Origin of the sequence: Vibrio sp. 1F169 (assembly GCF_041439605.1) — a bacterium.
GTDB lineage: Bacteria > Pseudomonadota > Gammaproteobacteria > Enterobacterales > Vibrionaceae > Vibrio > Vibrio tasmaniensis_A.
This window is the reverse complement of record NZ_JBGOOI010000041.1, coordinates 1-19,226: the sequence shown is the minus strand read 5'-3', so window position 1 is coordinate 19,226 and position 19,226 is coordinate 1. Positions and strand designations below refer to the sequence as shown.

Sequence of the window (19,226 nt, the reverse complement as noted above, 5' to 3'; positions counted from 1 at the left end):
TCTCTTTCTACACGTGTCTGTTTTTTTTAGTCTAACCCATCAGTAGCAAACAAGAAACATTGAGTTAAATCAGTCTATTGCTCGATACTTCGATTGCCTCAATAAATTAACGGCTAGCTCTCATCCTTATTCGGCGGTTCTTGCTAGGCTAGAGACGTCGCTACTATTAAGGTTGAGCTGTGAATCAATACGCTGTTATCTGTTTGGACAATAATCCGGTTAGCATTGAAAGAATACGTTCGGAGTTGGCTCCGTTGGCTTCTGTATTCGATATTTATACTGCCGAGAACATAGAAGACGCACATCACGCATTAGAAGATATCCATGATCACAATCAAACCGTTGCTTTAGTGATCACTCATCATCATTCGGAATTTAATGGCGTGCAATTTCTGATTGAACTGGAACAGCTGCCCCATAGTAATACCGCAAGAACGATATTAGTCAGCGCTTCGTCAGACATTCAATCCATTCTAACCGCTGTGAATGAAGGCAGGCTCAACCACTGTTTAACCAAACCGGTTCAAGATCAGGTTCTGTTCAAGTCTGCACAGAAAGAGCTGACTTCTTTTGTTATCGAGTACGACCCAGAAAACCTTTTGTCTTACAGTGATGCGTTGGATCAACAACGTTTACTAAGAGCACACATCGAGCAAAAGATTCATTCGTTCCAATCTGGCTTCATTCACGATTACCACCAGCTTTCTGACAATGCCCTTGCTGAGCGTGTCGTCAGTGCTCTGCAGGATGTCTTTTCAAAAGATGATAAAACCAAGGCCATTCGTGATTATTCACCAGAGCATCTGCTGACGGTTGAGGGCGAAGATAATCGCTTTTTGTGGCTGATCATTGAGGGTGAAGCGGCTCTTTATAAGAAAGATGAACTTGGGCAACAACGGGAAGTGGTACGTCACTCCAAGGGGAACATTGTCGGCGGGATGTCATTTGTGACAGGTGAGCCTTCGTTTTCTACCGCGATCACCCTAACGCAAACACGCGTTATCAAGCTGGATAAAGATAGCTTTGCTCAGGTGATGCATTCAAACAACACTCTGCTACCACTATTTACCAATCTACTGCTCCGTCACTTTAACCGACGCTTACAAAGAAGCATCAACAATAAGATCCAGCTTCAGCAAACGCTAGAATCGTTGGAATCTGCACATCAACAATTGATCGAGAAAGAGAAGATGGCGATGCTCGGCCAACTCGTGGCAGGTGTCGCACATGAGTTAAATAACCCGATTGCAGCGATACTGAGAAGTATTGAAACCTTGTCTGAACATCTCGATCAAATACTCGAGAACTCGGCACTCCCAGAATCAAATAAAGGGACGAATGTATTAGCACATTCAAAAATGGCGAAGCCACTATCAACGGCTCAAGAAAGACAACTCGTAAAGCACCTCACCTCTACTATCGATGATCGTGCGCTAGCCAAAAAAGCCGTAAGACTGAACCTGAGCCAAGACTCTGCGGTTTTAGATACCTTAAAAGACTCCCCTGTCGCAGGCAAAGAGCTGCTCAATGACTTAGAGCATTATCACTATGTTGGAAACTCTATCCGCTCAATTCAAGTTTGCAGCAAACGTATTGCCGATATGGTCAAAAGCCTAAAAAGCTATGCCCGAGAAGATGAAGAGGTCCGCCACTACACAGATATCCACGAAGGGCTTGAAGATACGTTAGTGATCTTTGAAAACAGGCTCAAACATCACCAACTTGAAAAACACTACGACACCGACTTACCGCTTCTATTGTGCCAGTCGCTCTCGCTGCAACAAGTGTGGACCAACCTTCTCTCTAATGCACTTGATGCTCTTTCAGAGCGAGGCAAAGTCTCTATCACCACGTCTCAAGAAACTAAAGGTGACGACACGTTTCTTGTAGTGCAAATATCGGACACTGGACACGGTATCGCCAAAGAAGACATCAACACTATTTTCAACCCAAACTTCACGACCAAAAAAGAAGGCAACTTCGGTTTAGGGATTGGGTTATCCATTTCTCAACAAATCGTTTCGGCTCATCAAGGTTTTATTTTGGTGGAGTCTGAGGTAGGCAGCCATACACACATGCAAGTGTGGCTTCCATTCAAACAAGAAGGAGCACCTCATGAATAAGTACCTAATTTTATGTGTCGATGATGAACCTGAAGTTCTCAATAGTGTCCTTCAAGATTTAGCACCATTTGAAGACAACTTTATTGTTGAAGGTGCCGAATCGGTCGATGAAGCTAAGCAAGTCATTCAAGAAATGGGACAGGAAGGTATTAAGCTCGCCTTAATCTTGTGTGACCACATCATGCCTGACAAAACGGGGATCGACTTTCTTATCGAACTTAACCAGCACGATTCTACAATGCCGACACGCAAACTACTGCTTACCGGGCAAGCCGGGCTAGAAGATACCGTCACAGCAATTAACAACGCGGCGCTTGATTTTTATATTTCAAAACCTTGGCAAGGCGATCAACTTAGAGACACGATTACTCAACAACTGACAGACTATGTCATTGCAAACGACAAGCAGTTGTTAAACTGGACTTCCATTTTAGATACTGAGCGAATACTGACATCAATGTCGGACAAGCGAACTAGTTTCGGTGAATAGCGATAGGTTGGTAAATAGAGATTGTTTACTGAATAGTGATTAGATGATGAATAGCGACTTAATCGCTATTGCACTTTTAACACGAAGTGCATTTTGAATAGCAGTGAGTAAATTAAGTGTATCTAATAGTTATCAATAACGAGTGAATGGATACTAGATTTTGTCAAATAGTCCTAAAACATGAGATCTCTGTAACAGAGCAGTACTTTACTTGCTTGTTTTTTAGCTAAATGACAAATGAATAGCATTTTTATGGGTTACTTTTCCGCGAGTTAGATTAAACTGTCTCAATGTTTATGGTTTGGCTATTTTTTATCAAACCAAAGGGATCAACACTAATAAAGGTTTACGGTCGTTATGCGCAAAATTCTACTTACTACCGCTATGCTATTGGCTTCTAGCCAAGCACTAGCTGTCGATGGACAACCAAATGAACAAGCACAAGTAATGAGCAACTTTAGCTACGATTACTTTGACGCTCGTATCGGTGCGAGCCCAATTACATTTGGTGGTGCGTTCAGTAAGTCAATCCACCCGAATGCTCACGCAGTAGCGCGTATCGATTCAGAATTTGAAGGCGATTACGACTCTGCTGTAGGTCTTGGTTTCCACGCTCCAATTAACAACTGGGCAGATCTAACGGGTGAAATGCTAGCTCGTATAGTTCAACCAGCTGCGAAAAGCTCTCCTGATGTTGGTATGGAATTCAACGTTGGTGTTCGTCAATGGCTTGGCCCACAACTAGAAGTTGGCGGCAAAGGCGGTTACGTTTCTATCGATGATAAAGATGATTGGATCGGTTCTGCTTACGTTCGTTTCCACTCTACAGAACTATTCTCTCTAGGTGCAGAAGTTCGTATCAATGATTTCTACGGTGATCAGTTAATGTTCACGACTCGTTTCAAGCTTTAAGTAAAACGAGAAAGCTCTTCATATGGGCTTAGCCTTTAAACGGGCTAGATAGATAGAAACAAAAAACCGAGGAAATCCCTCGGTTTTTATATATAAACAGTAATCTTATGCATATACAGGCGATATCTTTAGTGGCAGCTCTTTAATAATTGCTGCTTGCGTGGCTCTTGTAATAGTTTCCAGTGAATACCATCAATTGCACCCGCAAACTTCCAAAGTAATTTTAGGTCAACATCGTTTCCGTACGCTTCGCGAACCTTATTAAACACTTCAGATGCACCCAACTGCATAAACATTGAAACATCATCCACTCCAGCCTTTTTAACCATGCGTTCTAACGTCAGTTGCATGTTAGGCAAATCCCTTAATCTACGGCTCGCAGATGATTTTTTGAAGCTACGCTGCTGAATTGAATTATCGATTGAAGTACGAATAATACTATCCAATTCAGGATGCTCAGACGTAAAGAGATCCGTGATGTCGTAGTAATTCACGGTTGCTGTCGTCTGCTTTTTTACGTGACGATACTTTTCACAATCAAGCCCCGTCAGCTTTTTATCTAATAACTTCCCACCTCGAATGAATACACAATCTTCACTCAACAAAGCGAACATAGCGTCATTTTGAAAGAGGCCAATACCTCCAAACATAGAGCGCTTTTGATGTTCACCAAATTGATTCACGTAATTAATAAATGCTGTCTCGGTCATATCCGTTGATCCTTAATCAAATTACCCCGATTAGGTTGATCGCCAGACAAGCAGCTTTTTATGCGAAAAATTTTAAATCTATTTAATGTTTAGGTGAATATTATGGTTTCGTTTGTCACCTTTGAAATAAATGATACTTCGAAAAGAAAAATAAGTCAGGGCGCAGCTCACATCAATCAGTTGAATATCCTTGCTTTTAATGATTTACATCACATTAAACTATCAAATCACGCCAAGAATTTAATTCTTAATGATACCCCCGTTCAAGTTATCAAAGCTTATGTGGTTCGATGAGTATTGCCTCGCAGCATCGCGGCTTGTAAAATGGTACGACATACATGTTCTTACTCTTAATATGAATCATTTATCATTTTTCTGGCTACCACAAAATAAAGCTCTTCTCCTTAAGGGCCTAGAATCCGAGTTTGCCCAACTTGTTGGACATTCCATCTCAGCGGGAAAAATAACTCTTCCTCCGATTCCTGAGGTTGTACTTAAAATTCAAAAGCTTTGTACTCTTGAACCAACAGGCGTCGCCGAAGTTGCCGAGTGCTTACTTGAAGACCCAGGGCTGACAGCAATCGTGATCAGAGTTGCTAACTCAGTTGTCTTCAACAGACGCAATATTACTTGTGTCGATGTTATGACGGCCGTATCGCGTCTTGGTATATTGAGAGTGCGTGACATTGTCACGGCCCAGGCTATTGAACAACTTAAACATTCCGTCAATTTGAATAAAGAGTGCAACGAGCTATTGGTTCAGAGCGCTTCTGTATCAAAAGAACTCGCCGCAACTATGGTGTTAGTCACTAACCTATTTAAAGAACTATCCCCTACTGAATACCGTTATCTAGAACATGAAAAATCACTACTTGTTGGGTTACTTGCAGACATTGGCTTGTTCTGTTTGGTTAGTGAATATCACCTCTACCTAGACAACGGGAACTATTTAGATCACGACATCGCACTGCAAATATTCCAAGGCCAATGTTCAGCAACCAGTAAGTTGGTCCTTAGACGCTGGGGTTTCGACAGCGACTTTATCGATGTGTGCAGCAACACCATTAATAATCACGAAGAGCGCGAGGTGTCTTACCTTGATATTGCGCGAATAGCTAACCACCTACTGATGTTTAGAAACAAGGATGAGAACATTGATGAGCACGAAGTAGAACTAAACGTGACAGGAGCGGAAGTACTTTATAAATTAAGCAACTTGAGCAAACAGGATTTTAATGCAAAGCTAAGTGACGTGATCAATACTAGCGGCTTCTAAGTTACTGTTAAATTGCTAGTAAATGCAATATGAAGTCAATGCAATGGGGAAAGCATGTTTACAGGGATGATCTTTATATTTGCGCCACTCGTCGTGGGGTATCTTTTTTCAATTTCGAACGCTCAGACGCTAGAATTTATCAACCGCTCTACTTCGCGGTTGATCTACGTGATTCTCGCGTTAATGGGACTTAGCTTAGCCGCACTCGATAACCTAGGCAGTAACCTGCAGACAATTCTTCTATACACGGCCACTTTCTTCGTCTGCTTAAGCGTTTGTAATCTAATGGCGCTACCTGCTATTGATAAGTTACTGCCACTCCAGACAGACAGCTGTAATAAGAAACTCCCCCTGTCTTCTATGGCGATGGAGTCTGCCAAACTCATCTTAGTGGTCGGTTCCGGCCTTATTGCGGGTTTAGTTCTGCCTATTGGACTTGATTGGGTTGATACCGCGAGTGAATGGATTCTGTTTGTTCTACTGTTCTTTATTGGCATTCAGTTACGCAATAGCGGACTAACACTTCGTCAAATCTTACTCAACAAGCACGGTATGGTAATCGCAATCGCAATCATCGCCACCTCAATGCTTGGTGGTATTATTGCGGCTTATATCCTTGATATCCCTCTGTTCAAAGCCTTGGCAATGTCTTCAGGGTTTGGTTGGTATTCTTTAGCTGGTATCTTGATGGGCGACGCCTTTGGTCCTGTTTATGGCGGCGCTTCTTTCATGCTTGAGCTGTTAAGAGAGTTAGTTGCTTTGGTACTTATTCCTGTGCTGATCCGGAGCTACCCATGCACATCGATTGGTTATGCAGGCGCAACAGCGATGGATTTCACATTACCTGTCATTCAAACCACAGGTGGCGTTCGGTGCGTGCCAGTCGCCATAGTCAGTGGCTTTATCCTCAGCTTGCTTGTCCCGATTTTGATGTTGTTCTTTGTATCTCTTGCTAACTAGATCGCAGGAATAACGTTTGTTTTAGATTAGAATGCAACTCGAATACCGATGCCCAAGACACCGATACAGTTACCGAAATAAAAAGACACTAAGTGTCATTGCTCAACAAATAATGATCACGGTAATCTGTAACGACAACGTTATAAAAAGAATAAACTTACAAAAGGAACCGCTATGAAACGCCTTTGCGTCGCATTACTGCTAGCTTCAACTTCGACTTTCTCTTTTGCAGCAGATTCAATGTCTGAGACAAATCAGTGCCAAGCAAAAAAATATGATGCGTACATCGACGCCTCTTTAGGTTGGTATGCTGACCTCGCTACATTAACTTCTGAGCAATACCCAGAATTGACAGAAGTAAGCGAGTGGTTCCTAGAAGGTCGTAAGCACCACTTCGAGCTTAATCGCGCTGCGGTAAACTACTACCTTGTGAACGATTCAAGCAAAGTGGCAACAGAGCAACCAGTAGAAGGCTGGCTGCAACTGGAGCAACACGACATTAAGACGTTATCAACACGTGATGATGAGCTTGGTAAAATTGCGAAAACAACGTTCGACGACCGCCAATCAACACCTCACGCTCAAAACTACGAGCTACGTTCCGCCTTTGCTGAGCTGCTTAGTCACCCTAAGCAAATCGATACAGCACTGCAGCGTTACAACCAGTCGATCGCCAAACTAGAAGCGATTAAGTGTAAATAACCCTTAATTTACTATGCTTTTATGGGAAGTTGGATTTCATAATTAAGACGGGACATTGTTCCCGTTTTCGTTTAGATTATCCCGCTCGCGTCAATATAAGAAAAATAACTCGCTTGCTATGGTTACGGAACAAAAAACAGCAGATGTTAGCTTTGACAGTCTTCTACGTATCTTTACAGTACCAGAAGGCCCAGACTCAACACTCACTCAAATCGAAGACAAACTTTCACGAAACCTGAATCAATTCTTACGTGAACACATTGTGGCTGAAGAAAAGCCATTACGTGAGATTGAGAAAGATTTTTCGAATGCTCATATCCCAGAGCAGCCTGAGTTTGTTTCAGAACATACCGAGCATCTCCTCGATTCTCTTGTATCTCATTCTGTACATACGTCGTCGCCAAGTTTTATTGGTCACATGACGTCTGCGCTACCCTATTTCCTGATGCCGCTGTCTAAAATCATGATTGCGCTAAATCAGAATCTAGTAAAAATCGAGACCTCAAAAGCTTTCACTCCCTTAGAACGTCAAGTTCTGGGTATGTTACATCGCCTGATATATCAGGATAGCGACCAGTTTTATTCTCGCTGGATGCACAGTGCCAACCACTCTTTAGGAGCGTTTTGTTCTGGCGGTACCATCGCGAATATTACTGCGCTTTGGGTTGCTCGTAACAATGCGCTAAAAGCACAAGGTTCGTTCAAAGGTGTGGAAAAAGAAGGCTTATTTAAAGCCATGAAGCACTACGGCTACGAAGGCCTTGCTATCTTGGTTTCTGAACGTGGTCACTACTCTCTGAAAAAAGCAGCGGATGTCCTTGGTATTGGTCAAGAAGGTCTAGTGTCTGTTAAAACGGATAACGACAACCGCATTTGTACTGACGATCTAAGACTCAAGATTGAACAGCTCAAGCAGAATAAGATAAAGCCTTTCGCTGTCATTGGTGTGGCTGGTACAACCGAAACCGGTAATATCGACCCTCTAAGAGACATTGCAGAAGTGTGTGCTGAATCCGATTGTCATTTCCATGTTGATGCCGCTTGGGGCGGTGCGACTCTAATGTCGAACAACCATCGTCACCTACTTGATGGTATTGAATTGGCTGATTCAGTTACGATTGATGCACATAAACAGCTTTATATCCCTATGGGTGCTGGCATGGTTTTGTTTAAGAAGCCAGATGCGATGACCGCAATCGAACATCATGCTCAATACATCCTTCGCAAAGGCTCAAAAGACTTAGGTAGCCATACGTTAGAAGGCTCTCGTTCAGGTATGGCAATGTTAGTCTACGCCTCAATGCACATCATCAGTCGCCCTGGGTATGAACTGCTGATCGACCAGAGCATCAATAAAGCGCGCTACTTTGCTGACCTGATTAAAGATCAAAACGACTTCGAACTGGTTTCAGAGCCTGAGCTTTGCCTACTGACCTATCGCTATGTGCCTGAATCAGTCAAAGCAGCACTACTCAAGGCTAAAGCACCAGAGCGTGTTGAACTGAATGAGCTACTGAATGAACTGACCAAGTTTATTCAGAAGAAGCAACGTGAAACGGGCAAGTCTTTCGTATCGCGCACCCGCTTAAACCCCGAAATATGGGCGCATCAGCCAATCATCGTTTTCCGTGTAGTATTAGCAAACCCACTGACGGGCAACGATATTCTCTCTTCAGTGCTTGAAGAACAGCGTGAAATCTCTAAACTAGCACCCAACTTGATGAGTAAAATCACCAAATTGGTTAAGCTAATCAACGCCTAGCCATTCAATTTTAGTTGCATCAAATTGAAAATTTCTTTCTTTTTGATGTAACTTAGCTGTCAGTTCATACTCAATTTGCATTCTTTTTGCTCAAACCCTCTTCCAATTCTGTAGTTTTCTAAAATTTTGTTGAGGTTTGTCATATTCTTAAGCATTGATGCCGTGTTTTTGTATTAGTGAATAGTATCTTGGGTTTATACTGACTCTATGGTGCTAGTTAGCTTGATATCTATTTGATGCAGTAGAATTTACAATACCGAATATAAGTTTGGTTTTGTATTTTCTTATATTTGTTTCAGCCATACCCCCTGGTAAAAGATATTAACTAGCAAGTTGTTCTCTATACCCTTGTGAACACTATGAATACATTAGAAAAAATACAAAAAAACCTGGAAAACTTCAGCAAGTCTGAGCGTAAGGTAGCCGAAGTAATCATGGCTTCCCCTCAAACTGCAATTCATTCTAGCATTGCTACCTTAGCGAAAATGGCTGACGTGAGTGAGCCTACAGTTAACCGCTTCTGTCGTCGTTTAGACACAAAGGGCTTCCCTGACTTTAAACTTCACCTAGCTCAAAGCTTGGCGAACGGTACACCTTACGTGAACCGTAATGTTGAAGAAGATGACGGCCCAGATGCTTACACGCATAAGATTTTTGAATCAACTATGGCTTGTCTAGATGTTGCTAAAAACAGTTTAGACGCGATGCAAGTAAACCGAGCGGTTGACTTACTGACTCAAGCAAAACGCATTTCGTTCTTCGGACTGGGTGCCTCTTCTGCTGTAGCCAAAGATGCTCAAAACAAATTCATTCGTTTCAATATCCCAATCACTTGTTTCGAAGACATCGTGATGCAACGCATGAGCTGCATTAACTGCAGTGATAACGATGTTATTGTTCTGATCTCTCACACTGGCCGCACTAAAAGCCAAGTAGAGATTGCGAACTTAGCTCGTGAAAACGGCGCGACAGTTATCGCTATCACAGCAAAAGACTCTCCGCTAGATAAAGCGAGTTCTCTGTCTATCTCATTGGATGTACCGGAAGACACTGACGTTTACATGCCAATGGCAAGTCGTGTTGTTCAGATGACGGTTATCGATGTGTTAGCAACAGGCTTTACGCTTCGTCGTGGTTCTGGCTTCCGAGAGAACCTGAAACGAGTAAAAGAGTCACTTCGTGATTCACGTTACGAAAAGTACTCTCAGTTCTAATCTGTTAAGATGTGAGCTTAAGAATTCAATTGAAAAACGGAGCCTAGAGCTCCGTTTTTATTTGTCTGTTTAAATGGGTTTGTGCTGTGATTGATTATACTGTGTCTGGTTATGCCAAGAGCAGATTGAAGACTGTTAGATAGTCCAGCTATTGCCCTTCTCAACCACGCTGTTCTCGGACGCATAAGAATTGATAATGGTAAAGCTCGACTCGGCGGCAGGCTCTTGCTCAATTTGATTCATTGAAGCTCCCTCATGATGCCCTTCTACACAACCACACTTCTCGCAAACCTTCTTCAGAATATGTACGAGTCGTTCTTGGTTCAGCGGTAAAGGGTTCCCTTTAATCGCCACCGACTTGAGCGCGTCGGCAGACACCTCATCAAACTGGGCTTCACAGACACCAAATTCCAGTAAGCTTGGAAGCTTGAGCGTATCCAACACTTCAGACAACCAAGAAATTGCCTCTTCCTCTGTTGCTTCTACGTTACCTGTCACTATCTGAGAAATTCGCTGATAACGCGCTAGGATGTCACTCCTCTGCTGCTCCTTCGCAGCAGCTATATTCTCTAACATCACAAATGGTGCTAAACGTGCAGTTATCACACTATGAGGAGCCGAGATTTTGCCACCTAGCGCAGAAGCTAAACCATGCGCAGCGCCAAGTTTGGCGTTAGTTATCGCTATTCCCCCTAACATAGAGGAAAACGCGAGATCAGAACGCGCTTGAGGTTCATCGTAGATACACGCCTGAATGACAGAACCACTCAGCTTACGTAAGCCTTCTTCACAGATCATATCAGTCAGTGGGTTCGGTTCACCGCACACATAGGCTTCCATTAGATGGGTAAATGCGTCCATAGCACCTCGCCCCGATAAATACAGATTCGTACCATGAGTTAGGGTTGGGTCAACAATCGCAACGTCAGCCAGCATGTCTGGGTTTCTAAGGCTGATTTTCACTTGGTCTTGCCCTGATTTCAGCACCGCGTTTTTAGTGACTTCTGCACCTGTACTCGCTGTGGTTGGAATCGCAATGAACGGAAGCGGTTTGGTTTTAAGAGGGACATTACGCCCAACGACTTCAACATAGTCATACAAACTACCTTGGTTAGGTAAAACCGCGGCTAACGCTTTGCCCATATCGATGGCGCTACCGCCCCCCATAGCGACAACCATATCTGGCTTAAATCGACGTGCAGAAATAGCAGCCTCCTCAACCATTTTGATATTAGGTTCACCGGATACGGCAATGTGTTGATAGCGCATACTCTGTGCATCGAGATAGTCAGTGACTATTGAAGTGCGCTCTAATGTATTGCCAGTCACCAATAGCACGCTGTAACCGTATTGATTAAAGAGAGACAATGAAGCGGAGAGTGCTCCATCACCAAAGATGATCTTTGTAGATGTCATAAATTGAAACATGGTGCCTCCTGCGTCTATGACCGAACAAAACTGCGAACTCTTGGTTTTTAGGAAATTGGTCTCTTGGATTTCACATTTGAAATTCGATTTTCGTATTTACAACACAATCTCGGCACCCCAAATACGAATGCACTAAAACATCATTACTTCAGACTGCTTACAGAATATGGTTCCATACCTAGATAAAGGATGCCTCGTTCTGCGTTTGATTTTTTTGACAAAGTGCAACTTGTCGCACTAAATATCGACTAAAGTTGCAATCTTAGGGGTAATTCACATACTAATATTGAGGGAATTCACGATGACAGTGGCCAGTAAACAAGACTCTAGCCTTTTATGATTAATATTTGCGCTGATAGGCAAAACCTATCGTATTAAGAGGCAATTCCATCTTTATTTCCCCATGCCATTGAGGCATAGTTGGTTTTAAGAAATTTTGAGTGGCATTCATAAAAGAATAGTTAACATAAATGAGTTAACGAGCCTCATCCCGTATTTAGGAGAAATTAAATGTTTGTAGTTATTTTTGGTCGCCCTGCTTGTCCATTCTGTGTTCGCGCAAAAGAGCATGCTGAAACTCTTAAAGCTAAACGCGATGACTTCAACTACCGTTACGTTGACATCCACGCTGAAGGCATCAGCAAAGCTGACCTAGAGAAGACTGTTGGTAAACCTGTAGACACAGTTCCACAAATCTTCATCGACCAAGATCACATTGGCGGCTGCACAGAATTTGAAGCATACGCAAAAGAAAACCTAGGTCTTTTCGACTAAGCTGGAATTTCTCAAACGAAAATCGAGGCTAAAGCCTAAACAGCTGATAGATAAAACAGTTAGACTGTATGATTGATATAAAGCCCGCTCATTGCAGCGGGCTTTTTTATGACAATTTTTCAACCGGAGTAAGATTAAGGTCAATATCGAATAAAATTGAAAATAGCACTTATAATTTATTTATATTTAGATACAATTCATTCCTCAAACTGATCCTGTGTTTCACGCTAATTATTGAGCAATCACTGTGAATATCGACGTTGTCTTGCTGTTAAAACAAAACCCCATCCTTCTCATTTTTGTTGTGTTATCTATTGGCCTCGCCATTGGTAAAATTCGTTTCGGTAGTCTCCAACTAGGAAATTCAATCGGTGTTCTGATTACTTCTCTTATCATGGGACATCTTGGCTTTTCCTTTAACGCCGACGCTCTCACGATTGGTTTCATGCTCTTCATTTACTGTGTAGGTATTGAAGCTGGCCCCAACTTCTTCGGTATATTCTTCAGAGACGGTAAGCATTACCTCATTCTTAGCCTCGTTGTACTTTCTACGGCTATTGCCCTTACTTATTTTTGCAGCGAATATTTAGGTCTTGGTTTCGGACTTTCCGCCGGCATGATGGCGGGAGCACTAACTGCAACACCAATATTAGTTGGTGCGCAAGATGCACTCAATTCAGGTTTAGCTGAAGTGCCAAGAAACATGGACCTGGGTCTGGTTATAGAAAACCTCTCTGTAGGTTACGCGATGGCTTATTTAGTCGGCTTAATCAGTATGATTATGTTTGCCCGCCTTATTCCAAAGCTTCAGAAAGTAAACCTACACGACTCTGCAGAACAAATAGCTCAAGAGCGCGGCCTAGGCACCTCTGGCCAGCGTAAGGTTTACTTACCCATTATCCGAGCTTATCGTGTGGGACCAGAGCTAATTACCTGGACTGATGGCAAGAACCTTCGTGAGCTTGGCATCTATCGCCAAACTGGTTGCTACATCGAGCGGATTCGACGTAATGGTATTCTTGCCCACCCTGATGGCGATGCCATTCTGCAAGAAGGCGATGAAATCGCATTAGTTGGCTTCCCTGACAGCCACGCTCGTCTTGATCCAAGTTTCCGAAACGGCAAAGAGGTTTTTGACCGTAACCTTCTCGATCTACGAATCGTTGAAGAAGAGATCGTCGTTAAAAGCGACAACATCGCGGGTAAGCGTTTATCTGACTTAAACTTATCCGAATACGGCTGTTTCCTTAATCGCGTAGTAAGAGCTCAAATTGAAATGCCGATGGACTTAAACATCGTACTTTCTAAAGGTGATGTACTGCAGGTGAGTGGTGAAAAGAGCCGTGTTCACGGCCTTGCAGAAAAAATTGGTTTCATCTCGATTCACAGCCAAATGGCCGATTTGACGGCTTTCTGTAGCTTCTTCATTCTGGGTATTTTGTTTGGTTTGATCACCATGACATTCGGCCAAGTCTCATTTGGTTTAGGTAATGCAGTTGGTCTTCTTCTATCGGGCATCATGCTTGGCTTCTTACGAGCGAACCACCCTACCTTCGGTTACGTTCCTCAAGGGGCGTTGAATATGGTCAAAGATCTCGGTTTGATGTTCTTTATGGTCGGTATCGGCTTGAGCGCTGGTGGTAAGATATTTGAGCATTTGACCCAAGTGGGTCCGCAAGTTATCGGGATAGCACTTATCGTGAGTGTACTGCCGGTATTCTTCGCTTACCTAGTCGGCGCTTACGCACTGAAGATGAACCGAGCTCTTCTTTTTGGAGCCATCATTGGCGCACGAACTTGTGCTCCGGCGATGGACATAGTGAATGACCACGCTCGTTCAACTATCCCAGCTCTGGGGTACGCGGGTACGTACGCGATAGCCAATATATTGATGACCTTAGCGGGTACCTTTATCATTATCATTAGCTAGTTTATTCAGCGTTATAGATTAGATATTTTAAATGCACTAATTCATCGTTGAGTTAGTGCATTTTTTATTACTTAATCTCTTTTCTCATTCCACACCTCTATACTACTTTCCTCAAACTATAGACAAAAAAAATAGGCGCTCAATGAGCGCCTATTTCGTTTATTTGATTTGTGAATTAGATGTCAGCTACATCAAATTCAACAGCTGTCTCTACATCAGCTTCGTAATCAACACCGTCAACACCGAAACCGAACAACTTCAAGAACTCTTCTTTGTACTCAACGTAGTCAGTCAGTTCTTTTAAGTTTTCAGTTGTGATTTGAGGCCATAGGTTACGACAATGCTCTTGAATGTCATCACGAAGTTCTAGGTCGTCTAGACGTAGACGGTTCACTTCATCAACTTCTGCTGCACTGCCATCTGCTTTGTATAAACGTTGGCTGAACATACGGAAGATCTGTTCCATACAACCTTCGTGAATGCCTTCTTCACGCATCTTCTTGAACACCATAGCGATGTAAAGAGGCATAACAGGAATAGCAGAGCTTGCTTGAGTCACAACTGACTTAAGAACAGCAACGTTCGCAGTACCACCAGTTTGGCCTAGTTTCTCGTTAAGCGCTGACGCTGCACGGTCTAGATCCATCTTAGCTTTACCTAGCGCGCCATCCCAGTAGATTGGCCACGTTAGCTCAGTACCGATGTAGCTGTAAGCAACAGTCTTACAACCGTCAGCTAGAACACCCGCTTCAGAAAGTGCGTTGATCCAAAGTTCCCAATCTTCACCGCCCATTACAGTAACAGTGTCTTTGATCTCTTCTTCAGTAGCAGGCTCAACGCTTGCTTCGATGATCGCATCTTTGTTTGTATCTACCGCTGTAGATGTGTACGTTTCGCCGATAGGTTTAAGAGATGAACGAATCACTTCGCCAGTCTCTGGCATTTTACGCACTGGAGATGCCAGTGAGTACACAACCATATCGATTTGACCTAGATCTTCTTTGATCAGGTCAATTGTTTTCTGTTTAGCTTCGTTAGAGAAAGCATCGCCGTTAAGGCTTTTTGAATACAGGCCTTCTTCTTTAGCTAGCTTATCGAACGCTGCTGAGTTGTAAAAACCAGCTGTGCCCGGCTTTTTCTCAGTACCGGCTTTCTCGAAGAAAACACCGATAGTTGAAGCGCCGCCACCAAATGCAGCCGCAATACGTGAAGACAAGCCGTAGCCACTTGAAGAGCCAACAACGAGTACACGTTTAGGTGCATTTGCGATTGGGCCTTGAGCTTTTGTGTAAGCAATTTGTTCTTTTACATTAGCTTCACAACCGACTGGATGTGTTGTAGTACAGATGAATCCGCGAATTCGAGGTTTGATGATCATATTCAACTTCCTTAAAAAATCAGGTTAAGGATAAGAGTTTCGTGCGCAAATGGCATCTAATTTCTGTAAAAATGTGGTGAAAATGCAAGTGGTTGGAGCACTCAACTGATATTTGCCGACTAAGTCACCATTTGTTAACGCTTCTATTGCGACTTCTACGACAAAAACAAAAAAGGCACCTTATTAGGTGCCTTTTATCATTTCGTTATCTAAGCAACGCTATTTAGCTTAGGTTTTAACTCTTTTCGCGTCAAAGTTTCACTAAAGTCATGACTGAAGTGATCAACTTGAATCGCTGTGTAACGCAGTTTATCAGCAGCAACAATTTGGTCGACTTCTACTTGTGTCAGAACGTCAGCAGCAAGTGCTTGAGCCAGTTTGTCTGCCAACAAGCCTTTACGAGCCACTTTGCCCTCTTTCACTGCTTTGAAGATCTTACGCTCCAGAGGCTTGATGCTGTACATCGCATTGAAAGCATTCTCCATAAGGCCAACACTATCATCCTCTTCCTTGCCGATGTAGCAAAGGTGAGTCAGACGTTCACGGTGTGCGCCCGGAGTCATCAAGCTTTCTGCTAGTTGAACTGTTAGGTTATCACTCGGTTTTTCGAAGTGGTTACCAACAGGGAAAACTAGACCTTTAAGTACTTTACCAACCATCTTGTTCGGGAAGTTACGGTACGCTTCTTGTAGTGATTTAGCCGCATTGTGGAAACAGTGTTGAACCGCGTAGTGTACGTAGTCTAGGTCAGCTTGTTGGCGACCTTCGTCTTCATACTTCTTAAGTGCAGCAGAAGCCATGTATAGGTAACTTAGACCATCACCCAAACGTGCAGAGATAAGCTCTTTACGTTTCAGCTCGCCACCTAGTGTCAGCATTGCGAAATCCGCACTCACTGCAAGCGCACGGCTCAAACGAGTCAAATCTTGGTAGTAAGGCTTAGTTGGGCCGCTCATGTCGGCTTTAATGAACTTAGAGCCAGTCAGTGCTGCACCAAATGCGCCAAACGTGTTTTTAGTTGCGTGTGAGATGTGCTTGAACAACAAGCTATCAAAGTCTTTTGCACCTTGCTTCTCGTCTGGGTTCGCTGCCGCTTCCATTTCGCTCAATACGTATGGGTGACAACGTGTCGCACCTTGACCGAAGATCATCAGGTTACGAGTTAGAATGTTCGCACCTTCTACTGTGATAGCAACTGGAATACCTAGGTAAGGCGCAGCCAAGTAGTTCATTGGGCCATCTTGAATTGCACGACCTGAATGGATATCCATTGAGTCATTCAGAATAGTACGAGCCATCTCTGTCATGTGATATTTGGCGATAGCCGTTACGATACCCGGCTTCTCTTTCATATCCAGTGAAGTGGTTGTCAGTGTACGAGTCGCTTCTAATAGATACGTTAAACCACCAATACGGCCTAAACTCTCTGCAACACCTTCAAATTTACCAATCGACATACCGAACTGCTTACGAACATAAGCATATGCGCCGGTCGTTTTCGCTGTTAGGTGGCCCATCGCCGTACCAAGTGCGGGTAATGAAATACCACGACCTGCAGACAGACATTCCACCAGCATACGCCAGCCTTTACCTGCGTAATCTGCGCCACCGATTAGCCATTCCATAGGAATAAATACATCGTGACCGCGTGTTGGACCATTCATAAACGCAAGACCAAGTGGATCATGGCGCTCACCAATCACAACACCTTCGTGGTCTGCCGGGATAAGCGCACAAGTGATACCGATGTCTTCTTTGTCACCCAGTAGTTTTTCTGGATCGTGCAGTTTGAAAGCCAAACCAAGTACCGTTGCCACTGGTGCTAGCGTAATGTAACGCTTGTTCCAGTTAAGCTTGATGCCTAGTGTCTCTTTACCTTCGTGCATGCCCATACACACAGTGCCGACATCAGGGATACCACCCGCATCAGAACCTGCTTCAGGGCCTGTTAGTGCGAAACAAGGGATATCTGTACCGTCAGCTAGACGTGGAAGCCAGTAGTCTTTTTGATCTTGAGTTCCGTAGTGAGACAGTAGCTCACCAGGGCCAAGAGAGTTTGGAACCATTACCGAAACCGCGGTACTGATACTACGCGTTGCAATCTTAGTTACGATTGTAGAGTTGGCGTGCGCCGAAAATTCACGGCCGCCGTACCCTTTCGCGATAATTAGCGAGAAGAAACGCTCTTTGCGTAAAAAGTTCCATACTTCCTCAGGAAGGTCTCGGTCTTCTTTGACAATTTTGTGGTCATCGAGCATAGCGAGCAAAGTTTCAAGTTCATTGTCCATGAACGATTGCTCTTCTGCTGTCAGCTGAGGTTTTGGGTACTGGTGAAGCTTAGTGAAATCTGGTTTACCAGAAAACAGCTCTCCGTCCCACCACACGCTACCCGCTTCCATCGCTTCTTTCTCGGTGCTAGATAGGGGTGGTAGTACTTTTTTAAAGAGTTTAAAAGCTGGGTCACTTACCCATTTTTGTCTTAGAGAGCTCATAGTTCAGATCCTTTTGTTCACTATATTGTTTGTGAATATTTTGCTTTTTATTGTTTTATTCTTTTGCTGACATGCCAGCGGCCAAATATGGAATAAGAATATCGACCACTGCCTTAGCATCTATCTTTCTGTCATAGTCATTCTCTGCAATTTCTATTAGAGCTTGGCTAGATGCCATGGTGAATACACAAGTCCCTAGGGTGAAGTGCAATCGCCAAAATAACTGTTCTTGAGTGAGGTTGGGATTAGCTTTCATTACTGAGTTGGTAAACAAAGTCAGTACTTCGCTATAACGAGTAGTAATGAACCAACGCAAATGGCCTTGCACATCTGTATAGCCTCGACCGATGAGTAACATAAATCGGCTCGTACCATTTGGCCTTACATCATTGAGTGCCCTTAGTGGCTGTCTTAAAGACTCAAACACGTCACTCATAGAATACGTTTCGTTCAAATTTAAGTTCACTAGTGCATCTTGCAATGCTGGCATAAATGCTTCTAAGTAACGATTGAGTACCGCACGAACCAGAGTCTTCTTATCGCCAAAGTGGTAGTTCACTGAAGCAAGATTGACATTGGCTTTACTCGTAATCGTGCGTAAAGAGGTGTCATTAAAACCGTGCTCAGCAAATAAGCCTTCAGCCACATCTAAGATTTTGTCTTTGGTTGTACTTCTTGGTGCCATTTCAATCACTCGTATTAAACAACTGTTTGAAATATACGCTTAGAACATTTATTTAACAAGCAAGCAACATCACATTTTCACAAATTGGTCGTACCAGTTGTAAGCATTACGTTCTAAGCGATTGAATAGAGACGCGTTTAATTAAAAAGAGAAAATTAATGAATTTTTGGGGAACTGAAATGGTAATCGAGGGTCATAAATTAAGTAGAAAACAGAGTATTTAGATGTTTAACAGGCCGTCAAACTTGTTTCTCACTGTTTTCTTAATTACTGCATTTTCCTTATTAACTCCTATACTTGTATCCGCCCAAACCGCGTTGGTTTGGGCTTTTTTTTGGTTCATCGCGGCTTTCCGGGGAAAGCCGCTTTTATCTTCAAGAAGAAGTAGTC

15 protein-coding genes are annotated in these 19,226 nt (G+C 43.2%); 10 read left to right on the top strand and 5 right to left on the bottom strand.

The window, feature by feature from the left end:
- Positions 1–179: 179 nt before the first annotated feature.
- The 3 genes from ACED53_RS15285 to ACED53_RS15275 all read left to right on the top strand — a co-directional run bounded on the left by ACED53_RS15285 (position 180) and on the right by ACED53_RS15275 (position 3,525).
- On the top strand, positions 180–2,123 hold the full coding sequence (locus ACED53_RS15285) for an ATP-binding protein (RefSeq protein WP_102580051.1): 1,944 nt from the start codon (positions 180–182) through the stop codon (positions 2,121–2,123).
- Positions 2,116–2,613 (top strand): response regulator, encoded by a 498-nt coding sequence (locus ACED53_RS15280; protein WP_017101467.1) that lies wholly within the window; start codon positions 2,116–2,118, stop codon positions 2,611–2,613. Before ACED53_RS15285 ends, ACED53_RS15280 begins: the two co-directional genes overlap by 8 nt.
- Positions 2,614–2,970: 357 nt before the next feature.
- Positions 2,971–3,525, top strand: a complete 555-nt coding sequence (locus ACED53_RS15275; protein ID WP_009847060.1) for a hypothetical protein — start codon at positions 2,971–2,973, stop codon at positions 3,523–3,525.
- 128 nt (positions 3,526–3,653) lie between these two features.
- Here ACED53_RS15275 and ACED53_RS15270 read toward each other — a convergent pair whose 3' ends face one another.
- Positions 3,654–4,235, bottom strand: coding sequence for a TfoX/Sxy family DNA transformation protein (locus tag ACED53_RS15270; protein WP_009847061.1), 582 nt, complete (start codon positions 4,233–4,235; stop codon positions 3,654–3,656).
- A 355-nt stretch (positions 4,236–4,590) separates the two neighbouring features.
- On the opposite strand from ACED53_RS15270, the gene ACED53_RS15265 reads away from it, so the two are divergent.
- From ACED53_RS15265 to ACED53_RS15245, 5 genes are all read left to right on the top strand, one after another.
- A complete protein-coding gene (locus tag ACED53_RS15265; protein ID WP_012604233.1) occupies positions 4,591–5,511 on the top strand; it encodes an HDOD domain-containing protein in 921 nt (306 codons plus the stop codon).
- 54 nt (positions 5,512–5,565) lie between these two features.
- Entirely contained in the window at positions 5,566–6,471 is a 906-nt protein-coding gene (locus ACED53_RS15260) for a lysine exporter LysO family protein (protein ID WP_009847064.1), read from the top strand.
- Between the two features lie 174 nt (positions 6,472–6,645).
- Positions 6,646–7,173, top strand: coding sequence for a hypothetical protein (locus ACED53_RS15255; RefSeq protein ID WP_017101465.1), 528 nt, complete (start codon positions 6,646–6,648; stop codon positions 7,171–7,173).
- A 118-nt stretch (positions 7,174–7,291) separates the two neighbouring features.
- A complete protein-coding gene (gene panP, locus ACED53_RS15250) occupies positions 7,292–8,935 on the top strand; it encodes a pyridoxal-dependent aspartate 1-decarboxylase PanP (protein ID WP_017101464.1) in 1,644 nt (547 codons plus the stop codon).
- 359 nt (positions 8,936–9,294) lie between these two features.
- On the top strand, positions 9,295–10,149 hold the full coding sequence (locus ACED53_RS15245) for a MurR/RpiR family transcriptional regulator (protein ID WP_004734686.1): 855 nt from the start codon (positions 9,295–9,297) through the stop codon (positions 10,147–10,149).
- Between the two features lie 135 nt (positions 10,150–10,284).
- Here the strand turns inward: ACED53_RS15245 and ACED53_RS15240 are convergent, their stop codons facing one another.
- Positions 10,285–11,577: an iron-containing alcohol dehydrogenase gene (locus tag ACED53_RS15240; RefSeq protein WP_017101463.1), complete on the bottom strand. Its 1,293-nt coding sequence runs from the start codon at positions 11,575–11,577 to the stop codon at positions 10,285–10,287.
- A gap of 510 nt (positions 11,578–12,087) precedes the next feature.
- Between ACED53_RS15240 and ACED53_RS15235 the strand changes: the two genes are divergently transcribed.
- Positions 12,088–12,351 carry a GrxA family glutaredoxin gene (locus tag ACED53_RS15235; protein WP_009847069.1) on the top strand — a complete coding sequence of 88 codons (264 nt, stop codon included), beginning with the start codon at positions 12,088–12,090 and terminating at the stop codon, positions 12,349–12,351.
- A gap of 247 nt (positions 12,352–12,598) precedes the next feature.
- Positions 12,599–14,281, top strand: a complete 1,683-nt coding sequence (locus ACED53_RS15230; RefSeq protein WP_012604238.1) for an aspartate:alanine antiporter — start codon at positions 12,599–12,601, stop codon at positions 14,279–14,281.
- Positions 14,282–14,456: 175 nt separating this feature from the next.
- Here ACED53_RS15230 and fabV read toward each other — a convergent pair whose 3' ends face one another.
- From fabV to ACED53_RS15215, 3 genes are all read right to left on the bottom strand, one after another.
- Entirely contained in the window at positions 14,457–15,659 is a 1,203-nt protein-coding gene (gene fabV, locus ACED53_RS15225) for an enoyl-ACP reductase FabV (RefSeq protein WP_009847071.1), read from the bottom strand.
- Positions 15,660–15,868: 209 nt separating this feature from the next.
- On the bottom strand, positions 15,869–18,151 hold the full coding sequence (locus tag ACED53_RS15220; protein ID WP_017101462.1) for an acyl-CoA dehydrogenase: 2,283 nt from the start codon (positions 18,149–18,151) through the stop codon (positions 15,869–15,871).
- A 55-nt stretch (positions 18,152–18,206) separates the two neighbouring features.
- The gene (locus ACED53_RS15215; RefSeq protein WP_009847073.1) at positions 18,207–18,836 is read right to left on the bottom strand and encodes a TetR/AcrR family transcriptional regulator; all 630 of its coding nucleotides are present in this window, start codon (positions 18,834–18,836) and stop codon (positions 18,207–18,209) included.
- Positions 18,837–19,226 lie beyond the last annotated feature (390 nt).

Bases quoted from the DNA above. Each gene is read 5' to 3' on its own strand.
- ACED53_RS15280 (WP_017101467.1), top strand. From the start codon at position 2,116: ATGAATAAGTACCTAATTTTATGTGTCGATGATGAACCTGAAGTTCTC.
- ACED53_RS15275 (WP_009847060.1), top strand. From the start codon at position 2,971: ATGCGCAAAATTCTACTTACTACCGCTATGCTATTGGCTTCTAGCCAA.
- ACED53_RS15270 (WP_009847061.1), bottom strand. From the start codon at position 4,235: ATGACCGAGACAGCATTTATTAATTACGTGAATCAATTTGGTGAACAT.
- ACED53_RS15265 (WP_012604233.1), top strand. From the start codon at position 4,591: ATGAATCATTTATCATTTTTCTGGCTACCACAAAATAAAGCTCTTCTC.
- ACED53_RS15260 (WP_009847064.1), top strand. From the start codon at position 5,566: ATGTTTACAGGGATGATCTTTATATTTGCGCCACTCGTCGTGGGGTAT.
- ACED53_RS15255 (WP_017101465.1), top strand. From the start codon at position 6,646: ATGAAACGCCTTTGCGTCGCATTACTGCTAGCTTCAACTTCGACTTTC.
- panP (WP_017101464.1), top strand. From the start codon at position 7,292: ATGGTTACGGAACAAAAAACAGCAGATGTTAGCTTTGACAGTCTTCTA.
- ACED53_RS15245 (WP_004734686.1), top strand. From the start codon at position 9,295: ATGAATACATTAGAAAAAATACAAAAAAACCTGGAAAACTTCAGCAAG.
- ACED53_RS15240 (WP_017101463.1), bottom strand. From the start codon at position 11,577: ATGTTTCAATTTATGACATCTACAAAGATCATCTTTGGTGATGGAGCA.
- ACED53_RS15235 (WP_009847069.1), top strand. From the start codon at position 12,088: ATGTTTGTAGTTATTTTTGGTCGCCCTGCTTGTCCATTCTGTGTTCGC.
- fabV (WP_009847071.1), bottom strand. From the start codon at position 15,659: ATGATCATCAAACCTCGAATTCGCGGATTCATCTGTACTACAACACAT.
- ACED53_RS15220 (WP_017101462.1), bottom strand. From the start codon at position 18,151: ATGAGCTCTCTAAGACAAAAATGGGTAAGTGACCCAGCTTTTAAACTC.
- ACED53_RS15215 (WP_009847073.1), bottom strand. From the start codon at position 18,836: ATGGCACCAAGAAGTACAACCAAAGACAAAATCTTAGATGTGGCTGAA.